Here is a 17084-nt window from a genome sequence, read left to right as displayed (position 1 = left end):
AATCCGGACGGCGCAGGCGCGCGGATTCACCCATAGCGGTTCTTCCGGTCCACCCGGCGTCCTAGGCTCCGAGCCGGAACAGGCGTGGCGGGGGAGGGCGTTGGCGTGGAGGCGGTACCGGCACGGGCGCGCGCGTACGTCGCCTGTGCGGCCGTGGCCGCGCTGGTCTGTCTGCTCCCGCTGCCGGCCGTCCGCACCCCCTGGTGGGCGGTCGCGCTGCTCGTCGCGCTGTACGCCGGATGCGAGCGGGCCGCCGCCCGATGGCGGTTCGCCGGCACCTTCTACCCCGTCCTGCTCGCCGGCGCCTTCCTGCTGCCGCCCCCCGCCGCCGCCCTCGTACCGCTGCCGGCGGCCCTGCTGTCCCCCGTGGAACAGCGGCCCCGGGTACTGCGCCGGATCTGGCGGGCCGCGCGGCTCGCCGTGGGTGTGTGGGCGGCCGCACGGGTGCACTGGGCGATGGGCGGCCGGGACGCGGTCGTGACGTCGGACTTCCCGTACGCGCTGGTCCCGGCCGGGGTCGCGGTCCTCACGTTCTGCCTGGTACTGAGCCTGCTGGACGGGGGGATCCTGGCGCTCGCCGAGCGGATTCCCGTACGGCGGGCCTGGCGCGGCCTCTTCCTCCGCTCCCTCGCCCCCGTCGCCGTGCACGGACTGGCCGGGCTGATGATGGCGGTGCTGTGGCGCAGCCCCTACGGTCCCGTCGCCGCGTTGCTCGTGCTGCTGCCGATGTGTGTGTCGTGGTGGGTGTTCGCCCAGTACCACCGGGAGCGGGCCGCCCACCAGGCCACCATCCGCGCGCTGGTACAGGCCGTCGACATCAAGGACGAGTACACGCGCGGGCACAGCGAACGGGTCGGGCAGGCGTCGATGATGATCGCGCGGGAGCTCGGCATGGACGACGCCCGCATCGAGGTACTGCGGTTCGCGGGGATCCTGCACGACGTGGGGAAGCTGGGGGTGCCGACGCGGCTGCTCCGCAAGGACGGGCCGCTGACCCCTGAGGAGCGGCGGGTCATCGAACTCCATCCCGAGTACGGGCACGAGATGGTGCGGGGCATCTCCTTCCTCGGGGAGGCCCGGGCCGCCGTACTGCACCATCACGAACGGCTGGACGGGAGCGGATACCCGTACGGGCTGACGGGTGGTCGTATTCCGGAGTCGGCACGGGTGGTGGCGGTCGCCGACGCCTTCGACGCCATGACGTCCACCCGCTCCTACCGACGGGCCCGGCCGGTGGCTGCCGCGCTGGAGGAGCTGGAGCGGTGTGCGGGCAGCCAGTTCGACCCGCGCATGGTGACGGCCCTTGTCAGCGCGCTGGCCCGGCACGGCTGGCATCCCGCGGTCACGGCGGACGAGGCCGGCCTGCCGCGTCCTCGGCCGGCAGCCGTGGGGCGGCCGGGAGCACGCCGGTGAGCGCGGCCCCGCGACCGGACCGGAGCACGTCCGGGCCCACCCGGTCCCCGGGGCCGGAGGGCGGCACACGCAGGCGCGTCCCCCGCCCTCCGTTCCTCCTCACCCTCGTCCACGCCTGCGCCGCCCTCCTGGTGCTCGGCTCCCTCGCCTTCACCCTCTGGACCGGCATCGAGGAGCGCGGCACCGCCCTCGCCTTCGGGGTGCTGATCACCGTCGGTGAGCTCAACCGGCGCAGCGGGCCCCACGTCAGGGAGGCCGCGCCGCTCGGTGCCGCCGGGGCGCTGTCGTACGCCCTGCTCGGCGAGAACGCCGGCGCGCCCACCCATCACGGCGCCGCCCAGGTCGTCACCGTCGTCCTCGCCGCCTCCCTCGTCGGCGGCGTGCCGCACATCGGGCGCGGGCAGGGCCCCACCACCGACCAGCTCGCCCGCCGCTTCCTCACCGTGGGATTCGCCGCCGTGTGTTTCCAACCCCTGTACAACCAGGGGACGTTCGCGCAGTGGGGCGGCCCCGCGTACGCCGTGCTGCTGCTCGCCCTGCTCTCGCTCACCGCGCTGTGCGACGCCGTCCTCGCGGCCGCCCTGGCGCACTCCCGCGCCGGCTGGCCCTTCGGCCCGGTGCTGAGGGACGAGCTGCGGGCGCTGCTCGGGATCGGCTCCGCCGTCGTCGCCACGGGTGCCGTGATGGCGCTCGCGGTGGCCGTCGTGGGGCTGTGGGCGCTGCCCGTCTTCTCCGTGCCGCTGCTGCTCACCCAGCTCTCCGTCCGCCGGTACGCCGCCGTCCGCTCCACCTACCGCCAGACCATCGCCTCCCTCGCCCGGGCCACCGAGATCGCCGGGTACACGCCCGCCGGACACGCGCGCAGGGTCGCCGCGCTCAGCCGGGAGGTCGGACGGGACCTCGGACTGTCCCGGCCCGAACTCACCGTCCTGGAGTACGCCGCCCTCATGCACGACATCGGCCAGCTGAGCCTCGTCGACCCGGTGCCCGCGGGCGCCACCGCAGGTCTGCCCGTCGCCGAACAGCGCCGCATCGCGCTCCTCGGCGGGGCCGTCGTACGGCAGACGGGTGTGGACGCGGCCGTCGCGGTGGTCGTGGAGCGGCAGGCCGACCCCTGCCGGGAGCAGCCGCTGGCCGCGCGGATCGTGCGGGCGGTGAACGCGTACGAGGAGAAGGCGCGGGACGCCGGGCCCGGCGGGCCGCTGACCGCGCTGGAGGAGCTGCGCCTGGGCACCGCGGGGGACTACGCTCCGGAAGTCGTGGAGGCGCTGGCCAGGGTGCTGTCGAGAGACTGTCTGACCTCCCCCGCGACGGGGTAACCCATGGGTAATGAGCGCCCTTCCAAGCACACGTGGTTGGATGCGGGAGAGAGGGTGTCCGGGGGCACAGCCAGCCCACTCGACGGAACCGGCAGGCGGGAATCGTGAGGATCTTCGGCAAGGGACGGCACCGGCCCTCCGCCTCCTGGCGGCAGGCCACGGACCGCGCGTTCACGCTGATCGGCGACGGTCGGTACGAGGACGCGGGCGCGCTGCTGACACGTGCCGCGGACCTGGAGCCGTGGCTGTCGGAGTCGTGGTTCAACCTCGCCCTCCTGCACAAGTTCCGGCACGACTGGGAACAGGCCCGGGCCGCGGGCCTCAGGGCCGTCGCGCTGCTCGACCGGGAGACCGGGGCGCCCGACTGGTGGAACGTGGGCATCGCGGCGACCGCGCTCCAGGACTGGCCGCTGGCCCGGCGGGCCTGGCAGGCGTACGGGCTGCGGGTACCGGGAGGGGCGACCGCGTCCGGCGAACCGGTCGGCATGGACCTCGGCAGCGCGGCCGTACGGCTGTCTCCCGAAGGGGAGGCCGAGGTGGTGTGGGGGCGGCGCCTGGACCCCGCCCGCATCGAGGTGCTGTCCATCCCGCTGCCGTCCTCGGGGCGGCGCTGGGGTGAGGTCGTGCTGCACGACGGGGTGCCGCACGGGGAGCGGACGACCGCGTCGGGCCACGCCTATCCGGTGTTCGACGAGATCGAGCTGTGGGCGCCGTCGCCTGTGCCTACGTGGGTGGTGCTGCTTGAGGCGGCCACCGAGGCGGACCGGGACGCGTTGGAGCAGCTGGCCTCCGATGCCGGGTTCGCCGCGGAGGACTGGTCTTCCTCGGTGCGGCTGCTGTGCCGGATGTGTTCCGAGTCCCGGATGCCGTCCGACGAGGGCGACGGGGAGCATCTCGATCCGCACGATCACAGTGAGCCGGGGCATCCCGGGCCGCTGGGGCATCGGACGGACGGGCAGTTGTGGGTGCCGGAGCGGGAGTGCGGGGTGGCTGCGCCTGCCTCGCTGGTTCGGGGGCTGCTGGACGGGTGGGTCGCGGACAGCCCTGATTCCCGGGACTGGCGGGATCTGGAAGAGGTCTGCTAGGTCGTTGGTCGGGTGCGGCGCCGTCGTGGCTGGTCGCGCAGTTCCCCGCGCCCCTACAGGGCACGGCCCCCTTACCCTGTATCAGCAGTCACCCCGTGTTTTGGTTTGAGGAAGGCATCGTCGGTCATGGCCCAGCAGGACACCGATCAGCAGCACGTGGGCGTGCTCCCCGTCGATGACGAGGGGTTCGTCGTCGACACCGAGGACACCGAGGAGCGGGAGAACGCCTGGCGTGAGCGCGGCACCTCGCGGCCCGTCACCGTCGTCGGGAACCCCGTGCTGCACAAGGAGTGCAAGGACGTCACCGAGTTCGGTGAGGAGCTGGACCAGCTGGTCGCGGACATGTTCGCCAGCCAGCGCACCGCCGAGGGTGTCGGTCTCGCCGCCAACCAGATCGGTGTCGATCTGAAGGTCTTCGTGTACGACTGCCAGGACGACGAGGGCCGGCGGCACGTGGGTGTCGTCTGCAACCCGAAGCTCGTGGACCTGCCCGCCGACCAGCGCAGGCTCGACGACGCGAACGAGGGCTGCCTGTCGGTGCCCACCGCGTACGCGCCGCTCGCCCGCCCTGACTACGCCGAGGTCACCGGCCAGGACGAGCAGGGCAACCCGGTCAAGGTCCGCGGCACCGGTTACTTCGCCCGGTGTTTGCAGCACGAGACCGACCACCTCTACGGCTACCTCTACATCGACCGGCTCTCCAAGCGCGAACGCAAGGACGCGCTGCGGCAGATGGCCGAGAACGAGCCCCGGTACCCCGTGGTCGCGAACGACTGACGTCCCACAACGCCCGTACGAACGGCGCCTGTTCAGGGATCACTCCCTGAACAGGCGCCGTTCGCATGTGCGTCGTACGTGCGATCGGATGTGCTCACATAGTGATCCGATTCCGGTCACGCAAGGGGAGAATCGAGGCACGTAGGGGTAGTGAATGAAGCAAATCCGTTCCCAAAACGGTCAGTTGTGGTGCTGAATGGGAAGTGCGGGGATACGCAACGGCGCACGCCCGGTCCAGCGGGAGGGGTGCGTCAACTGGCGGCTGGAAGGGGTTTGTTCGTGCCTGCTTTCCCATACAGCACCACATCGACGCCGACGGCGATCGCGGTTCCACCGTCGCTCTCTCTCCCGGTGGTCGAGGCAGCGTTTCCCAGGCAACTGCACCCGTATTGGCCCCGGCTCCAGGAGAACATCCGTACCTGGCTTCTGGAAAAGCGGCTCATGCCGGCGGACGCCGTGGAGGAATATGCCGACGGACTGTGCTACACGAACCTGATGGCGGGGTACTACCTCGGCGCCCCCGACGACGTCCTCCAGGCGATAACGGACTTCAGCGCGTGGTTCTTCGTCTGGGACGACCGCCACGACCGTGACATCGTGCACGGCCGCACGGCCGCCTGGCGGCGGCTCAGGTTCCGTTTGCATCGGGCCGTCGACTCCCCGCAGGGGCATCTGCACCACCGGGATCCCCTGGTGGCCGGGCTCGCGGACAGCGTGTCACGGTTGTACTCCTTTCTGCCCCGCACCTGGAACGCGCGCTTCGCCCGGCACTTCCACGAGGTGATCGAGGCCTACGACCGGGAATTCCGCAACCGCACCAGGGGAGTGGTTCCCACGGTCGAGGAATACCTGACCCTGCGCCGCCTCACCTTCGCGCACCAGATATGGACCGACCTCCTGGAGCCGAGCGCCGGACGTGAACTCCCGGACGAGATGAGGAAACACCCGGCGTACCGGCGGGCGGCTCTGCTGAGCCAGGAATTCGCCGCCTGGTACAACGACCTCTGCTCGCTGCCCAAGGAAATCGCGGGCGACGAGGTGCACAATCTCGGAATCAGTCTCATCACACATGAGGGACTGACACTCGAAGAGGCGATACGGGAAATGCGATACCGCGTCAAGAAATGCGTGGACGCGTTCCTCGTCGCCGAGAGCGACGCCCGGCGATTCGCCGACGGCCTCGACGACGGCACCGTACACGGAAAAGAACTGAGCGCCGCCGTGCGGGCCTGCGTCAGCAATATGCGCAATTGGTTCAGCACCGTCTACTGGTTCCACCACGAGTCCGGCCGCTACATGGTCGACAGCTGGGACGACCGGTCCACACCCCCGTACGTCGACAACGAAGCGGCAGGTGAGAAATGACTCTCGAGTCGGTGCACACCCAGACCCCCGCGGTCCGGGAACCGGGCGACAGCGGTGAACCGCCCCTGGCCGGCGGCCGCGTGCCGCTCCTCGGCCACGGCCTCAGGCTCGCGCGCGATCCGCTGAGCCTCCTGACCGGGCTCCGGCGGCACGGCGACGTCGTACGCCTCAAGCTCGGCCCCAAGACGGTGTACGCGCCCACCACCCCGGAACTGACCGGAGCGGTGGCGCTCAACCCCGACTTCATCATCGCCGGTCCGCTCTGGGAGTCCCTGGAGGGGCTGGTCGGCAAACAGGGCGTGGCCACCGCCAACGGCCCCCAGCACCGGCGTCAGCGGCGCACCATACAGCCCGCGTTCCGGCTCGACGCCATACCGGCGTACGGGCCGGTCATGGCGGAGGAGGCACAGGCGCTGGCCGAGCGCTGGCGGCCCGGCGAGACGGTCGACTGCACCTCCGAGTCCTTCCGCGTCGCCGTGCGCATCGCGGCCCGCTGTCTGCTGCGCGGCGACTACATGGACGAGCGTGCCGAGCGGCTGTGCGTCGCGTTCACGACCGTCTTCCGGGGCATGTACCGGCGGATGGTGATACCCGCCGGGCCGCTGTACAAGCTGCCTCTGCCGGCCAACCGCGCATTCAATCGGGCGTTGGCCGATCTGCATCTGGTGGTCGACGAGATCATCGCCGAGCGCCGGGCATCCGGTCAAAATCCGGACGATTTGCTGACGGCATTGCTGGCGGCGAAGGACGCGAATGGCGACCCCATCGGGGAACAGGAGATCCACGACCAGGTCGTCGCGATACTCACCCCCGGCGGTGAAACCATCGCCTCCACGATCATGTGGCTGCTCCAGGTGCTCGCCGAACATCCGGAACACGCCGACAAGGTGTGCGCGGAAGTCGAATCGGTCACCGGTGGCCGTCCCGTGGCATTCGAGGACGTCCGGTCGCTGAGGTACACGAACCAAGTGGTGGTCGAGACCATGCGTTTGTGGCCCGCGGTATGGATATTGACCCGGCGTGCGGTACGGGACACCGAACTCGGTGGCTATCGCATTCCGGCCGGGTCGGACATCGTGTACAGCCCGTACGCGATCCAGCGGGATCCGGAGTCCTTCGACTCCAGCGCGGAGTTCGACCCGCCGCGCTGGAGTCCGGAACGCGCCGGGACGGTTCCGAAACACGCCATGAGCCCGTTCAGCACGGGCAACCGGAAGTGCCCGAGCGACCACTTCTCGATGGCCCAGCTGACGCTGATCACGGCGGCGCTGGCCAGGAAGTACCGCTTCGAGCAGGTGGCCGGGTCCGACGACACCCCCCACCCGGGCATCACCCTGCGTCCGAACGCGCTCCTGGTGAGGCCCGTGCCCAGGTGAGGGGTCAGGCGGCCGCCTCCGGACCCCGGAACGTGCGCCGGTAGGCGTTCGGAGTGGTGCCCACCGCGCGCAGGAACTGGTGGCGCAGCGCGGCCGCCGTGCCGAACCCCGTTCGGCCGGCGATCGCGTCCACCGTCTCCTCCGTCGCCTCCAGCAGCCGCTGGGCCAGCAGCACCCGCTGGCGCAGGATCCAGCGGTAGGGAGTCGTACCCGTCTCCTGCTGGAAGCGGCGGGCGAAGGTGCGCGGGGACATCAGCGCGCGCTCGGCCAGCTGCTCGACGGTGACGTCCTCGTCGAGATGGCCCTCCATCCACACGAGCACCTCGCCGACGGTGTCGCACTTGGACCGGGGCAGCGGCCGCTCGATGTACTGCGCCTGTCCGCCGTCCCGGTGCGGCGGTACGACCATGCGCCGGGCGATCTTGTTGGCGACCTCGGGACCCTGTTCCTTGCGCACGATGTGCAGGCAGGCGTCGATGCCGGCGGCGGTGCCCGCGGAGGTGATCACCAGGCCCTCGTCGACGTACAGGACATCGGGCTCCACGGTCAGCCGCGGATACGCCAGCGCCAGCTCCTCCGCGTGGTGCCAGTGCACGGTGCAGCGCCGGCCGTCGAGCAGCCCGGCGGCGGCGAGCACGAAGACGCCGGAGCACACGCTGAGCACCCGGGCCCCGCGCTCGACCCCGCGCCGCAGGGCCTCCAGCAGCTCCGGCGGGAAGTCCCGGGTCTCGTAGCGGGCGCCGGCCGGCACGGCGATCAGGTCGGCCGACTCCAGCCGCTCGAGTCCGTGCTCGACGTGCAGGGAGAAGCCCGACCGCGAGGCCAGCGTCGGCCCCTCGGCCGAGGCGACCGCGAAGTCGTACACGGGCAGTCCGTCGTCGCTGCGGTCGGTGCCGAAGACCTCGCAGACGACACCGAGCTCGAAGGGATTCACACCGTCCAGGACGACGGCGGCCACGTTTTTCAGCATGCTGCCAGTGTGCCCGAGGGTTGGCAGTAAATCGAGGGTGTGCGGCAGTCCTGCCACTGTTTGTAAGGAGTCAATGGCGCGAGAGTAGTGACACGACTTCGGCACAGACAGAAGGACTGATTGCCATGCTGACCGTTCTCGCCATCCTCGTCCTGCTGGCGCTCCCGTCGGTGATCGGGATCGTGCACGACCGTCGCGTCGACCGTCAGATCCGGGAAGCGCAGAGGCGTTACTTCACCTCCACGGTGACCCGCCACTCCTGAATGCCCTTGCAGGAGACGCCGCCGGTCCCGGTGGCGCACAGGGGGCGCTGTGAACTCAGCCGCACCCGGCCCGCCGAGACCGCCCGGTACGCGGAACTCGCGTCACCGGGCAGCAGCACGATCCCGCTGTTGGCGGCCTCCAGCCCGCTGCCCTCGGTGCTGACCGGCTTCCAGGGGCGGTTCTTCGTCCCGTCCAGCGAGATCCGGACCGTGTCGCCCACCGCGAGGCAGACCGTACTGCCGCTGTCGGCCGCGTCGAGCTCCGAAGCGGGCGTACAGCCCGGTGACGCGGACGCCGAAGAGGGCGACGGTGACACCGTGTCACTGTCGCTTCCCTGGCTGCCGGCCTCGCTCCCGCACCCCGCGAGCAGCAGGGTCAGCGCGGCGAGCGCGAGGGTCGTGTGACGGTTCGTACGGCTCATGAGTGCCTCCTGTTCCCCTTGGACGTATGACCCGTACACCTGGATCCAGACCGGGCCCCGGTCGCGAAAGCGGCGACCGGGGCCCGGGGGCGTGGAAGGGGACGTCAGCTGGTCGTCACGGCGGTGTCGTCGAGGACGAAGCTGGTCTGGAGCGAGGAGTCCTCGACACCGCTGAACTTCAGGGTGACGGTGGAACCGGCGTACGAGGACAGGTCGAAGGACTTCTGGGCGTACCCGGAAGCCGCGTTGACGTTGGAGTAGGTCGCCAGCGTGGTCGAACCGGCGGTGACCGTCAGCTTGTCGTAGGCGGTGCTGCCGGTCTCCGCGGTGTCGATGTGCAGGTAGAAGGTGAAGGTGGCCTTGCAGCCGCTCGGCACGGTCACCGACTGGGACAGGGTGTCGGTGTGCGCGGAGCCGTACCCGTCCAGCCAGGCGTAGTACGAACCGGCGTGCGCCGACTCGTCGGTGGAGTTGGTGATGACGCCGCTGGAGGAGGTCCAGGTGGTGCTGCCGGACTCGAAGCCGGCGTTGCCGAGCAGCTGGGACGAGGTGCAGGTGCTGCTGCTGGAGCCGACAGTCCAGGTGAAGGAGGCCGAGCCGGTGGCGCCGGTGGAGTCCTTCGCGGTGACGGTGACCTGGTAGGTGCCCGCGGTGGACGCCGTGCCCGTGATCTTGCCGGTGGAGCTGCTGATGGACAGCCCGGTCGGCAGGCCGCTCGCGCTGTAGGTGAGGGTCGCGCCCGCGCTGTCGGTCGCGCTGATCTGCAGACTGGCGGAACCGCCGGTCGTCGTGGACTGGCTGCCCGGGTTGGTGACCGTCACGGTGTTGCCGGTGCTGGTGCCCGCGGTGAAGGCGGTGGTGCCGTTGGGGGTGCCCCAGCCGGTCGGGCCGTCGTAGCCGGTGGTCGCGGTGCAGAAGTACGAGGTGGAGCAGGAGCCGTTGTTGCCGCTGGTCACGTCGTACAGGTTGCTCGTGTGGCTGTACGGGTACTTCGCCGGGTAGTCACTGGAGCCCGGGGTGCCCGCCAGTGCGTAGACACCCGCGATGATCGGCGACGAGGCGCTGGTGCCGCCGTAGACGGCCCAGCCGGAACCGCCGTAGGTGTCGTACACGGCCACGCCGGTGGCGGGGTCGGCGACGGCGGAGACGTCGGCCTCCATGCGCTTGGTGCAGCCGGTGTCGGTCTGCCAGCTCGGCTTGGGGTCGTAGGCCGAGCAGCCGGAGCCGGTGCCCTCGGTGGAGCTGGTCTTCCACACGGACTCGGTCCAGCCGCGGGAGGCCGAGGACGTGGACAGCGCGGTGCCGCCGACGGCGGTCACGTACTGGGAGGTCGCCGGGTACTCGGCGCCGTAGGCGGAGTCACCGGCGGAGACGGTGATGGCGACACCGGGGTGCTTGAAGTACGAGGTGTCCTCGCTGGTCTGGGAGGAGGCCTCGTCCCCGCCCCAGCTGTTGGACACGAACTTGGCGCCGAGCGCCACGGCCTCGTTCTCGGCGATGCCGAGGTCGGAGTCGTTCGCGGAGTTGGCCTCCACGAGGATGATGTTGCAGTTCGGGCAGACGGCGCTGACCATGTCGATGTCGAGCGCTTCCTCGCCGGCCCAGCCGGTGTCGTTGGTCGGCAGCGAGGTGGTGGAACCGGTCTGGCTGACCTGCTTGAAGCATCCGTTGGCGACCGTGCACGCCGACAGGCCGTAGGTCGAGCGGTAGGTCGCCAGGTCGGCGGCCGCGTTGGGGTCGTTGTACGCGTCGACCACGGCGACCGTCAGGCCCGTGCCGCCCGTCGAGGGCAGGTTGTAGGCGCTGTGCAGGTTGGCCGGGCTGAGCCCGGACGGCGCCGCGGCGGCGGCCGCGGACGCCAGCCGCTGCTTGATGTCGGTCCGGCGCTGGGCGAAGCAGGACGCGTGACCGGGGGACGGGGTGCCGCACAGGTGCGTGGTAGGCACCTTCTGGCCGGCCTTGCCGGTCGAGTGGAACGTCTGGCGGCCGGGGGAGGTGAGCGCCTTGGAGTTCTGGGCGGTGCGAGTGGTGTGGGCGGTCACGGACACCGCGGGTGCCGCCTGGGCCGGTACGGCGACCAGCCCGGCGAGGCCGAGGGCGAGGGCGGGGATGGCGGTGGCCAGGAGTCTTCGCAGGCTCCGGCGGGGCTTTTCACGCATGGGGTACTGCCTCCATCGGTGGGGTAACAGGCAGGCCCGTGACGCGCGTAGCGGCGGCAGATCACGCAGTCATGAGCATGACGTGCCAGAAGCTAGCGGCCGTTGAGAAGGCGGGAGAAGCGGCGGGGGGAGATCTTTGCTGCTCCATAGCAGGCTCATGGACGGCCCATGGAAGCTCCATGGGCCGTCCAGTGCCTGAAGGCTAGAAGTCCTCGTCCAGGTCGACCGTGCCCTCCACCGCCACCTGGTAGGCGGACGGACGCCGTTCGAAGAAGTTGGTCAGCTCCTGGACGCCCTGCAGCTCCATGAAGGAGAAGGGGTTCTCCGAGCCGTACACCGGGGCGAAGCCGAGGCGGCTCAGGCGCTGGTCGGCGACGCACTCCAGGTACTGCCGCATCGACTCGGTGTTCATGCCGGGCAGACCCTCGCCGCACAGGTCACGCGCGAACTGGAGCTCCGCCTCGACGGCCTCCGCCAGCATGGCGGTGACCTCCTCCCGGAGCCGGTCGTCGAACAGCTCCGGCTCCTCCTTGCGCACGGTGTCGACCACCTCGAAGGCGAACGACATGTGCATGGTCTCGTCGCGGAACACCCAGTTGGTGCCGGTCGCGAGGCCGTGCAGCAGACCCCGGCTGCGGAACCAGTAGACGTAGGCGAAGGCGCCGTAGAAGAAGAGGCCCTCGATGCACGCGGCGAAGCAGATCAGGTTGAGCAGGAAGCGGCGGCGGTCGGCCTGGGTCTCCAGCCGGTCCAGCTTCTCCACCTCGTTGATCCACTTGAAGCAGAACCCGGCCTTCTCGCGGATGGACGGGATGTTCTCGACGGCGTCGAAGGCGGCCGCCCGGTCCTGCGGATCGGGGAGGTAGGTGTCCAGGAGCGTCAGATAGAACTGGACGTGGACGGCCTCCTCGAAGAGCTGGCGGCTCAGATACAGCCGCGCCTCGGGGGAGTTGATGTGCTTGTAGAGGGTCAGCACCAGGTTGTTGGCCACGATCGAGTCGCCCGTCGCGAAGAACGCGACCAGTCGGCCGATCATGTGCTGCTCGCCCTCGGACAGCTTCGCGAGGTCGGAGACGTCCGAGTGGAGGTCGACCTCCTCGACGGTCCAGGTGTTCTTGATGGCGTCCCGGTAGCGCTCGTAGAAGTCCGGGTAGCGCATGGGGCGGAGGGTCAGCTCGAAGCCCGGGTCGAGAAGGTTCTTGGCTTCGCTGGTCATCACTGGCAGGCCTCGCAGGATTCGGGGTTTTCCAGGGAACAGGCGACGGCGTCCTCAGGAGCCGGCTGTTGGACGGGGACCGACGCCTGTGCGGCGCGGGCGATACGGGTCGCCGGGCGCGAGCGCAGGTAGTACGTCGTCTTCAGGCCCGACTTCCAGGCGTACGCGTACATCGAGGAGAGCTTGCCGATGGTCGGCGTCTCCAGGAACAGGTTCAGCGACTGGGACTGGTCGAGGAACGGGGTCCGCGCCGCCGCCATGTCGATCAGTCCGCGCTGCGGGATCTCCCACGCCGTGCGGTACAACGCCCGTACGTCCTCGGGGATCCACGCGAAGTCCTGCACCGAACCGTTCGCGTCGCGCAACGCCTCACGGGTGCGGGCGTCCCACACGCCGAGGTCCTTGAGCTCCCGCACCAGATACGAGTTGACCTGGAGGAACTCACCGGACAGCGTCTCGCGCTTGAACAGGTTGGAGACCTGCGGCTCGATGCACTCGTACACGCCGGCGATCGAGGCGATGGTGGCGGTGGGCGCGATGGCGAGGAGCAGGGAGTTGCGCAGTCCGGTGGCGGCGATACGGCCGCGCAGGGCCGCCCACCGCTCCGGCCAGGTCAGTTCGGCGTCCGGGAAGTGGTCGGGGTGCAGCACGCCCTGCGCCGTACGGGTCTTCTCCCAGGCCGGCAGCGGACCGCTCCGCTCGGCGAGGTCCGCGGAGGCCTCGTACGCGGCGAGCATGATGCGCTCGGCGATACGGGTGGACAGGTCCCGGGCCTCCTGCGAGTCGAAGGGCAGGCGCAGCTTGAAGAAGACGTCCTGCAGGCCCATCGCGCCGAGGCCGACGGGACGCCACCTGGCGTTGGACCGCCCGGCCTGCTCGGTCGGGTAGAAGTTGATGTCGACGACCCGGTCCAGGAAGGTCACGGCGGTGCGGACGGTGGCGTCCAGCCGCTCCCAGTCGATGTCACCGGTCGCCGTGTCGACGAACGCGCCGAGGTTGACGGACCCCAGGTTGCAGACCGCCGTCTCCCCGTCGTCCGTGACCTCCAGGATCTCCGTGCAGAGGTTGGAGGAGTGGACGACATGGCCCGGCGTGGCCGTCTGGTTGGCCGTGCGGTTGGCGGCGTCCTTGAAGGTCATCCAGCCGTTGCCGGTCTGCGCGAGGGTGCGCATCATGCGGCCGTAGAGGTCACGGGCCGGGATGGTCCTGCGGGCGAGACCCTGCTCTTCGGCCTTCTTGTACGCCGCGTCGAACTCCTCGCCCCACAGGTCGACCAGCTCGGGCACGTCGACGGGGGAGAACAGCGACCAGAGCGCGTCTGCGTTGACCCGGCGCATGAACTCGTCCGGGATCCAGTGCGCGAGGTTCAGGTTGTGCGTACGGCGGGCGTCCTCACCGGTGTTGTCGCGCAGCTCCAGGAACTCTTCGATGTCGGAGTGCCAGGTCTCCAGGTAGACCGCGGCCGCGCCCTTGCGCCGGCCGCCCTGGTTCACGGCGGCGACCGAGGCGTCGAGGGTCTTCAGGAACGGGACGATGCCGTTGGAGTGCCCGTTGGTGCCGCGGATCAGCGAACCGCGGCTGCGGATACGGGAGTACGACAGCCCGATGCCACCGGCGTGCTTCGAGAGCCGCGCGACCTGGTGGTAGCGGTCGTAGATGGAGTCCAGCTCGTCGACCGGGGAGTCGAGGAGGTAGCAGGACGACATCTGGGGGTGCCGGGTGCCGGAGTTGAAGAGGGTGGGGGAGGAGGGGAGGTAGTCGAGACGGCTCATGAGGGCGTAGAGCGCGGCGACTTCGTCCAGTGCCCGGACCGTGTCGTCCTCGGCGAGACCTGCGGCCACCCGGAGCATGAAGTGCTGGGGCGTCTCGATGACCTTGCGGGTGATCGGGTGCCTCAGGAGATAGCGGCTGTGGAGGGTGCGCAGGCCGAAGTAGCCGAAGCGGTCGTCGGCGTCGGTGTCGATCAGGGCGTCGAGGCGCTCGGAGTGGACCCGCACGAACTCGGCGGTCCGGTCGGCGATGAGGCCCTCGCGGTGTCCGACGGCGACCGATCCGGTGAACGAGGTGACGCCCTGCGAGGCGGCCTCGGCGGCGATGGAGACGGTCAGCAGCCGGGCCGCCAGCCTGCTGTACGCCGGGTCCTCGGAGATGAGACCGGCCGCCGCCTCGGTGGCCAGCTCACGCAACTCCGACTCGTCGGCCCGCGCGGACCGGCCACGCAGCGCGGCGGCGGCGACCCGGCCGGGGTCGGCGTCGGGAAGGTCGGCGGTAAGCGCGGTCAGGGTCCGCAGCAACGCGGTTCCGGGACCGTCCTCGTCCACCGCAGTGGTCGCTGAAACCGGGTCCGCAGGCGCGATGGTCACGTGGGGCTCTCCCTCGCTGGGCACGGGGGCCTTGCGGAGGGCAGGGGGCAGCACACGAGCGCGCACGGCGTCGCGTCCACCGGCCCATTCCACGAGGCCCGGACGTCATGACACCCGGGCCAGGTGGCCGGGCGTACTGTCGACAGGTCCTCGGACTGACTCTCATATGCGCCTAAGCGTGCATGAGTACACCGTTGCGGGACAGTTCCGGATTCGCACCGGATTCCCCTGCGGCGACAGCGAGCATGAGCATACATCTTGTGTCGTGTTCCGGTGGCACCCCCAGATGTTGTGTCGCGGCCGTTTCGGAGCGTCAACTTCCAGGTGAGGAGAGTGAAGAAGCGCGCACAACGGAGCGGGCCGCCGTAGGTTGTTCTCCACGGCGGCCCGCTGGGTGCGTTCCTACGGCGTCAGTGCGAGGTTCCCGCTGTCGCGGGCGGAAGTTCCGTCTGGACTCCCGGGTCGCCCGCGTCCGCCGTGTAGTCCTCCGGGCTGGTCTCGTCGATGCCGTCGGGGGCCTTCACCGCCTTCAGGACGAAGGTGAGGACCACCGTGACGGCCACGTTCAGGACGAAGGCCGTCAGACCGATGTAGCCGATCTCGCCGATGCCCGGGATCTCCTTCGCCGAGCCGCCGAAGTGCTTCTGCGTCGGCGAGGCGACCCCGTACGCGGCGGCCGTGCCGTAGACCATGCCGACCGCCCAGCCGGCGAGCAGGGCCCAGCGGTGGAACCAGCGGGTGAAGAGGCCACCGACCAGGGCCGGGAAGGTCTGCAGGATCCAGATGCCGCCCAGGAGCTGGAAGTTGATCGCGACCGTCTTGTCCATGGTCAGGACGAAGACCAGGGCGCCGACCTTCACCAGCAGGGACACCAGCTTGGAGACCTTGGTCTCCTGGGCCGGGGTGGCGTCCGGCTTGATGAAGTCCTTGTAGATGTTGCGGGTGAAGAGGTTCGCGGCCGCGATGGACATGATGGCCGCCGGGACCAGGGCGCCGATGCCGATCGCCGCGAAGGCCACGCCCGCGAACCAGTCCGGGAACATGTCCTCGAAGAGCTGCGGGATCGCCAACTGCGGGTTGGTGACCTTGACTCCGGCCGCGATCGCCATGAAGCCCAGCAGGGCGAGCAGGCCCAGCATCAGCGAGTACAGCGGCAGGATCGTGGTGTTGCGGCGGATCACCTCACGACTCCGGGAGGAGAGCGTCGCGGTGATCGAGTGCGGGTACATGAAGAGCGCCAGCGCGGAGCCCAACGCCAGCGTGGCGTACGTCCACTGGCCCGCCTCGGCCGGGACCAGCCCGCCCGCCTTGGCCGCGGTGTACTTCTCGCTCGCCGAGGCGAAGACGTCGTCGAACCCGCCCAGCTTGATCGGGATGTAGATGATCGCCACCGCGATGACGATGTAGATCAGCGTGTCCTTCACGAACGCGATCAGCGCGGGCGCCCGCAGACCGGAGGAGTACGTGTAGGCCGCGAGGACGCCGAAGGCGATCAGCAGCGGGAGGTCCTTCACGAACCAGTTGGTGTTCTCGCCGCCGCCGACGCCCATCACGTCCAGCACGGCCTGGATGCCGACCAGTTGGAGCGCGATGTACGGCATGGTCGCCAGGATGCCGGTGACCGCCACCGCCAGCGACAGGCTCTTCGAGCCCCAGCGGCCGCGCACGAAGTCCGAGGTCGTCACATAGCCGTGCTTGTGCGAGACCGACCACAGCCGGGGCAGGAAGGTGAAGATCAGCGGGTACACCAGGATCGTGTACGGCACCGCGAAGAAGCCGGCCGCGCCCGCCGCGTAGATCGCCGCCGGGACGGCCACGAAGGTGTACGCCGTGTAGAGGTCACCGCCCAGCAGGAACCAGGTGACCCAGGTGCCGAACGACCGGCCGCCCAGGCCCCATTCGTCCAGGCTCTGCTCGTTCTCGGCCTTGCGCCAGCGCGCGGCCAGGAAGCCCATGGCCGTGACGGCGACGAAGAAGATGATGAAGACGGCGAGTGCCACGCCGTTGACGCCGTCGTTCACTTGGCACCCCCGTGCCGGGCGCGCTGGTCACGCTGCCACAGCTTGTACGCGGTCATGGTCAGCGCGGTGGAGATCAGCACCCACAGCATCTGGTACCAGTAGAAGAACGGGATGCCGATGAACGTGGGGTCCACCTTGGCGTACGAGCCGACCCACAGCATCGCCACGAACGGGGCGACGAGGCAGAGGGCGATGACCACGCGCACGGGTGTCACCGTGGGTGGTCTCACTTCAGGCGCATCTGACATTCCGCGACTCCCGTCCCCTCACTGATCACCTGTGCAACGCGCAGGCAATCTAGGCGAGGGCGTCGCGATAGCGAAAGACCTCGTCCG

General features: G+C 69.9%; 14 protein-coding genes and 1 riboswitch. Of the genes, 7 read left to right on the top strand and 7 right to left on the bottom strand.

Annotation, left to right across the window (positions count from 1 at the left end; genetic code table 11):
* Nucleotides 1-105: 105 nt before the first annotated feature.
* The 6 genes from ACFYRX_RS01120 to ACFYRX_RS01095 all read left to right on the top strand — a co-directional run bounded on the left by ACFYRX_RS01120 (nucleotide 106) and on the right by ACFYRX_RS01095 (nucleotide 7335).
* Nucleotides 106-1413: an HD-GYP domain-containing protein gene (locus tag ACFYRX_RS01120; RefSeq protein WP_389095458.1), complete on the top strand. Its 1308-nt coding sequence runs from the start codon at nucleotides 106-108 to the stop codon at nucleotides 1411-1413.
* Nucleotides 1410-2732, top strand: coding sequence for an HD-GYP domain-containing protein (locus ACFYRX_RS01115; RefSeq protein WP_389095456.1), 1323 nt, complete (start codon nucleotides 1410-1412; stop codon nucleotides 2730-2732). The genes ACFYRX_RS01120 and ACFYRX_RS01115 overlap by 4 nt, the downstream gene beginning before the upstream one ends.
* 104 nt (nucleotides 2733-2836) lie before the next feature.
* Nucleotides 2837-3817, top strand: a complete 981-nt coding sequence (locus ACFYRX_RS01110) for a tetratricopeptide repeat protein (RefSeq protein ID WP_389095454.1) — start codon at nucleotides 2837-2839, stop codon at nucleotides 3815-3817.
* 126 nt (nucleotides 3818-3943) lie between these two features.
* Nucleotides 3944-4594 carry a peptide deformylase gene (def, locus tag ACFYRX_RS01105; protein WP_389095452.1) on the top strand — a complete coding sequence of 217 codons (651 nt, stop codon included), beginning with the start codon at nucleotides 3944-3946 and terminating at the stop codon, nucleotides 4592-4594.
* Between the two features lie 279 nt (nucleotides 4595-4873).
* Entirely contained in the window at nucleotides 4874-5959 is a 1086-nt protein-coding gene (gene cyc1, locus ACFYRX_RS01100) for an epi-isozizaene synthase (RefSeq protein WP_389095450.1), read from the top strand.
* Nucleotides 5956-7335, top strand: a complete 1380-nt coding sequence (locus ACFYRX_RS01095) for a cytochrome P450 (RefSeq protein ID WP_389095449.1) — start codon at nucleotides 5956-5958, stop codon at nucleotides 7333-7335. Before cyc1 ends, ACFYRX_RS01095 begins: the two co-directional genes overlap by 4 nt.
* Before the next feature lie 4 nt (nucleotides 7336-7339).
* Here the strand turns inward: ACFYRX_RS01095 and ACFYRX_RS01090 are convergent, their stop codons facing one another.
* A complete protein-coding gene (locus ACFYRX_RS01090; RefSeq protein WP_389095447.1) occupies nucleotides 7340-8305 on the bottom strand; it encodes a helix-turn-helix domain-containing protein in 966 nt (321 codons plus the stop codon).
* 125 nt (nucleotides 8306-8430) lie between these two features.
* On the opposite strand from ACFYRX_RS01090, the gene ACFYRX_RS01085 reads away from it, so the two are divergent.
* Nucleotides 8431-8568: a hypothetical protein gene (locus tag ACFYRX_RS01085; RefSeq protein WP_389095445.1), complete on the top strand. Its 138-nt coding sequence runs from the start codon at nucleotides 8431-8433 to the stop codon at nucleotides 8566-8568.
* Here the strand turns inward: ACFYRX_RS01085 and ACFYRX_RS01080 are convergent.
* From ACFYRX_RS01080 to ACFYRX_RS01055, 6 genes are all read right to left on the bottom strand, one after another.
* Nucleotides 8535-8990 (bottom strand): hypothetical protein, encoded by a 456-nt coding sequence (locus ACFYRX_RS01080; protein ID WP_389095444.1) that lies wholly within the window; start codon nucleotides 8988-8990, stop codon nucleotides 8535-8537. The two genes, ACFYRX_RS01085 and ACFYRX_RS01080, sit on opposite strands and share 34 nt — an antisense overlap.
* A gap of 104 nt (nucleotides 8991-9094) precedes the next feature.
* Nucleotides 9095-11149, bottom strand: coding sequence for a putative Ig domain-containing protein (locus tag ACFYRX_RS01075; RefSeq protein WP_389095442.1), 2055 nt, complete (start codon nucleotides 11147-11149; stop codon nucleotides 9095-9097).
* A 202-nt stretch (nucleotides 11150-11351) separates the two neighbouring features.
* Nucleotides 11352-12365 carry a ribonucleotide-diphosphate reductase subunit beta gene (locus ACFYRX_RS01070; protein WP_389095440.1) on the bottom strand — a complete coding sequence of 338 codons (1014 nt, stop codon included), beginning with the start codon at nucleotides 12363-12365 and terminating at the stop codon, nucleotides 11352-11354.
* Nucleotides 12365-14728, bottom strand: a complete 2364-nt coding sequence (locus ACFYRX_RS01065; protein ID WP_389095439.1) for a ribonucleoside-diphosphate reductase subunit alpha — start codon at nucleotides 14726-14728, stop codon at nucleotides 12365-12367. Before ACFYRX_RS01065 ends, ACFYRX_RS01070 begins: the two co-directional genes overlap by 1 nt.
* A gap of 145 nt (nucleotides 14729-14873) precedes the next feature.
* A riboswitch (cobalamin riboswitch) is annotated at nucleotides 14874-14956 on the bottom strand.
* Between the two features lie 182 nt (nucleotides 14957-15138).
* Nucleotides 15139-16749, bottom strand: a complete 1611-nt coding sequence (gene mctP, locus ACFYRX_RS01060) for a monocarboxylate uptake permease MctP (RefSeq protein WP_389095437.1) — start codon at nucleotides 16747-16749, stop codon at nucleotides 15139-15141.
* A complete protein-coding gene (locus tag ACFYRX_RS01055) occupies nucleotides 16746-16997 on the bottom strand; it encodes a DUF3311 domain-containing protein (RefSeq protein WP_389095436.1) in 252 nt (83 codons plus the stop codon). Before ACFYRX_RS01055 ends, mctP begins: the two co-directional genes overlap by 4 nt.
* Nucleotides 16998-17084 lie beyond the last annotated feature (87 nt).

Origin of the sequence: Streptomyces sp. NPDC005374 (genome assembly GCF_042872225.1) — a bacterium.
Classification (GTDB): Bacteria; Actinomycetota; Actinomycetes; order Streptomycetales; family Streptomycetaceae; genus Streptomyces.
Note: the sequence above shows the minus strand (reverse complement) of the source record. Positions and strands in the feature narration are given on the sequence as shown.

Excerpts from the sequence above, each read along its gene's own strand:
- def (WP_389095452.1), top strand. The coding sequence starts at position 3,944 with ATGGCCCAGCAGGACACCGATCAGCAGCACGTGGGCGTGCTCCCCGTC.
- ACFYRX_RS01095 (WP_389095449.1), top strand. The coding sequence starts at position 5,956 with ATGACTCTCGAGTCGGTGCACACCCAGACCCCCGCGGTCCGGGAACCG.
- ACFYRX_RS01090 (WP_389095447.1), bottom strand. The coding sequence starts at position 8,305 with ATGCTGAAAAACGTGGCCGCCGTCGTCCTGGACGGTGTGAATCCCTTC.
- ACFYRX_RS01085 (WP_389095445.1), top strand. The coding sequence starts at position 8,431 with ATGCTGACCGTTCTCGCCATCCTCGTCCTGCTGGCGCTCCCGTCGGTG.
- ACFYRX_RS01080 (WP_389095444.1), bottom strand. The coding sequence starts at position 8,990 with ATGAGCCGTACGAACCGTCACACGACCCTCGCGCTCGCCGCGCTGACC.
- ACFYRX_RS01075 (WP_389095442.1), bottom strand. The coding sequence starts at position 11,149 with ATGCGTGAAAAGCCCCGCCGGAGCCTGCGAAGACTCCTGGCCACCGCC.
- ACFYRX_RS01070 (WP_389095440.1), bottom strand. The coding sequence starts at position 12,365 with ATGACCAGCGAAGCCAAGAACCTTCTCGACCCGGGCTTCGAGCTGACC.
- ACFYRX_RS01055 (WP_389095436.1), bottom strand. The coding sequence starts at position 16,997 with ATGTCAGATGCGCCTGAAGTGAGACCACCCACGGTGACACCCGTGCGC.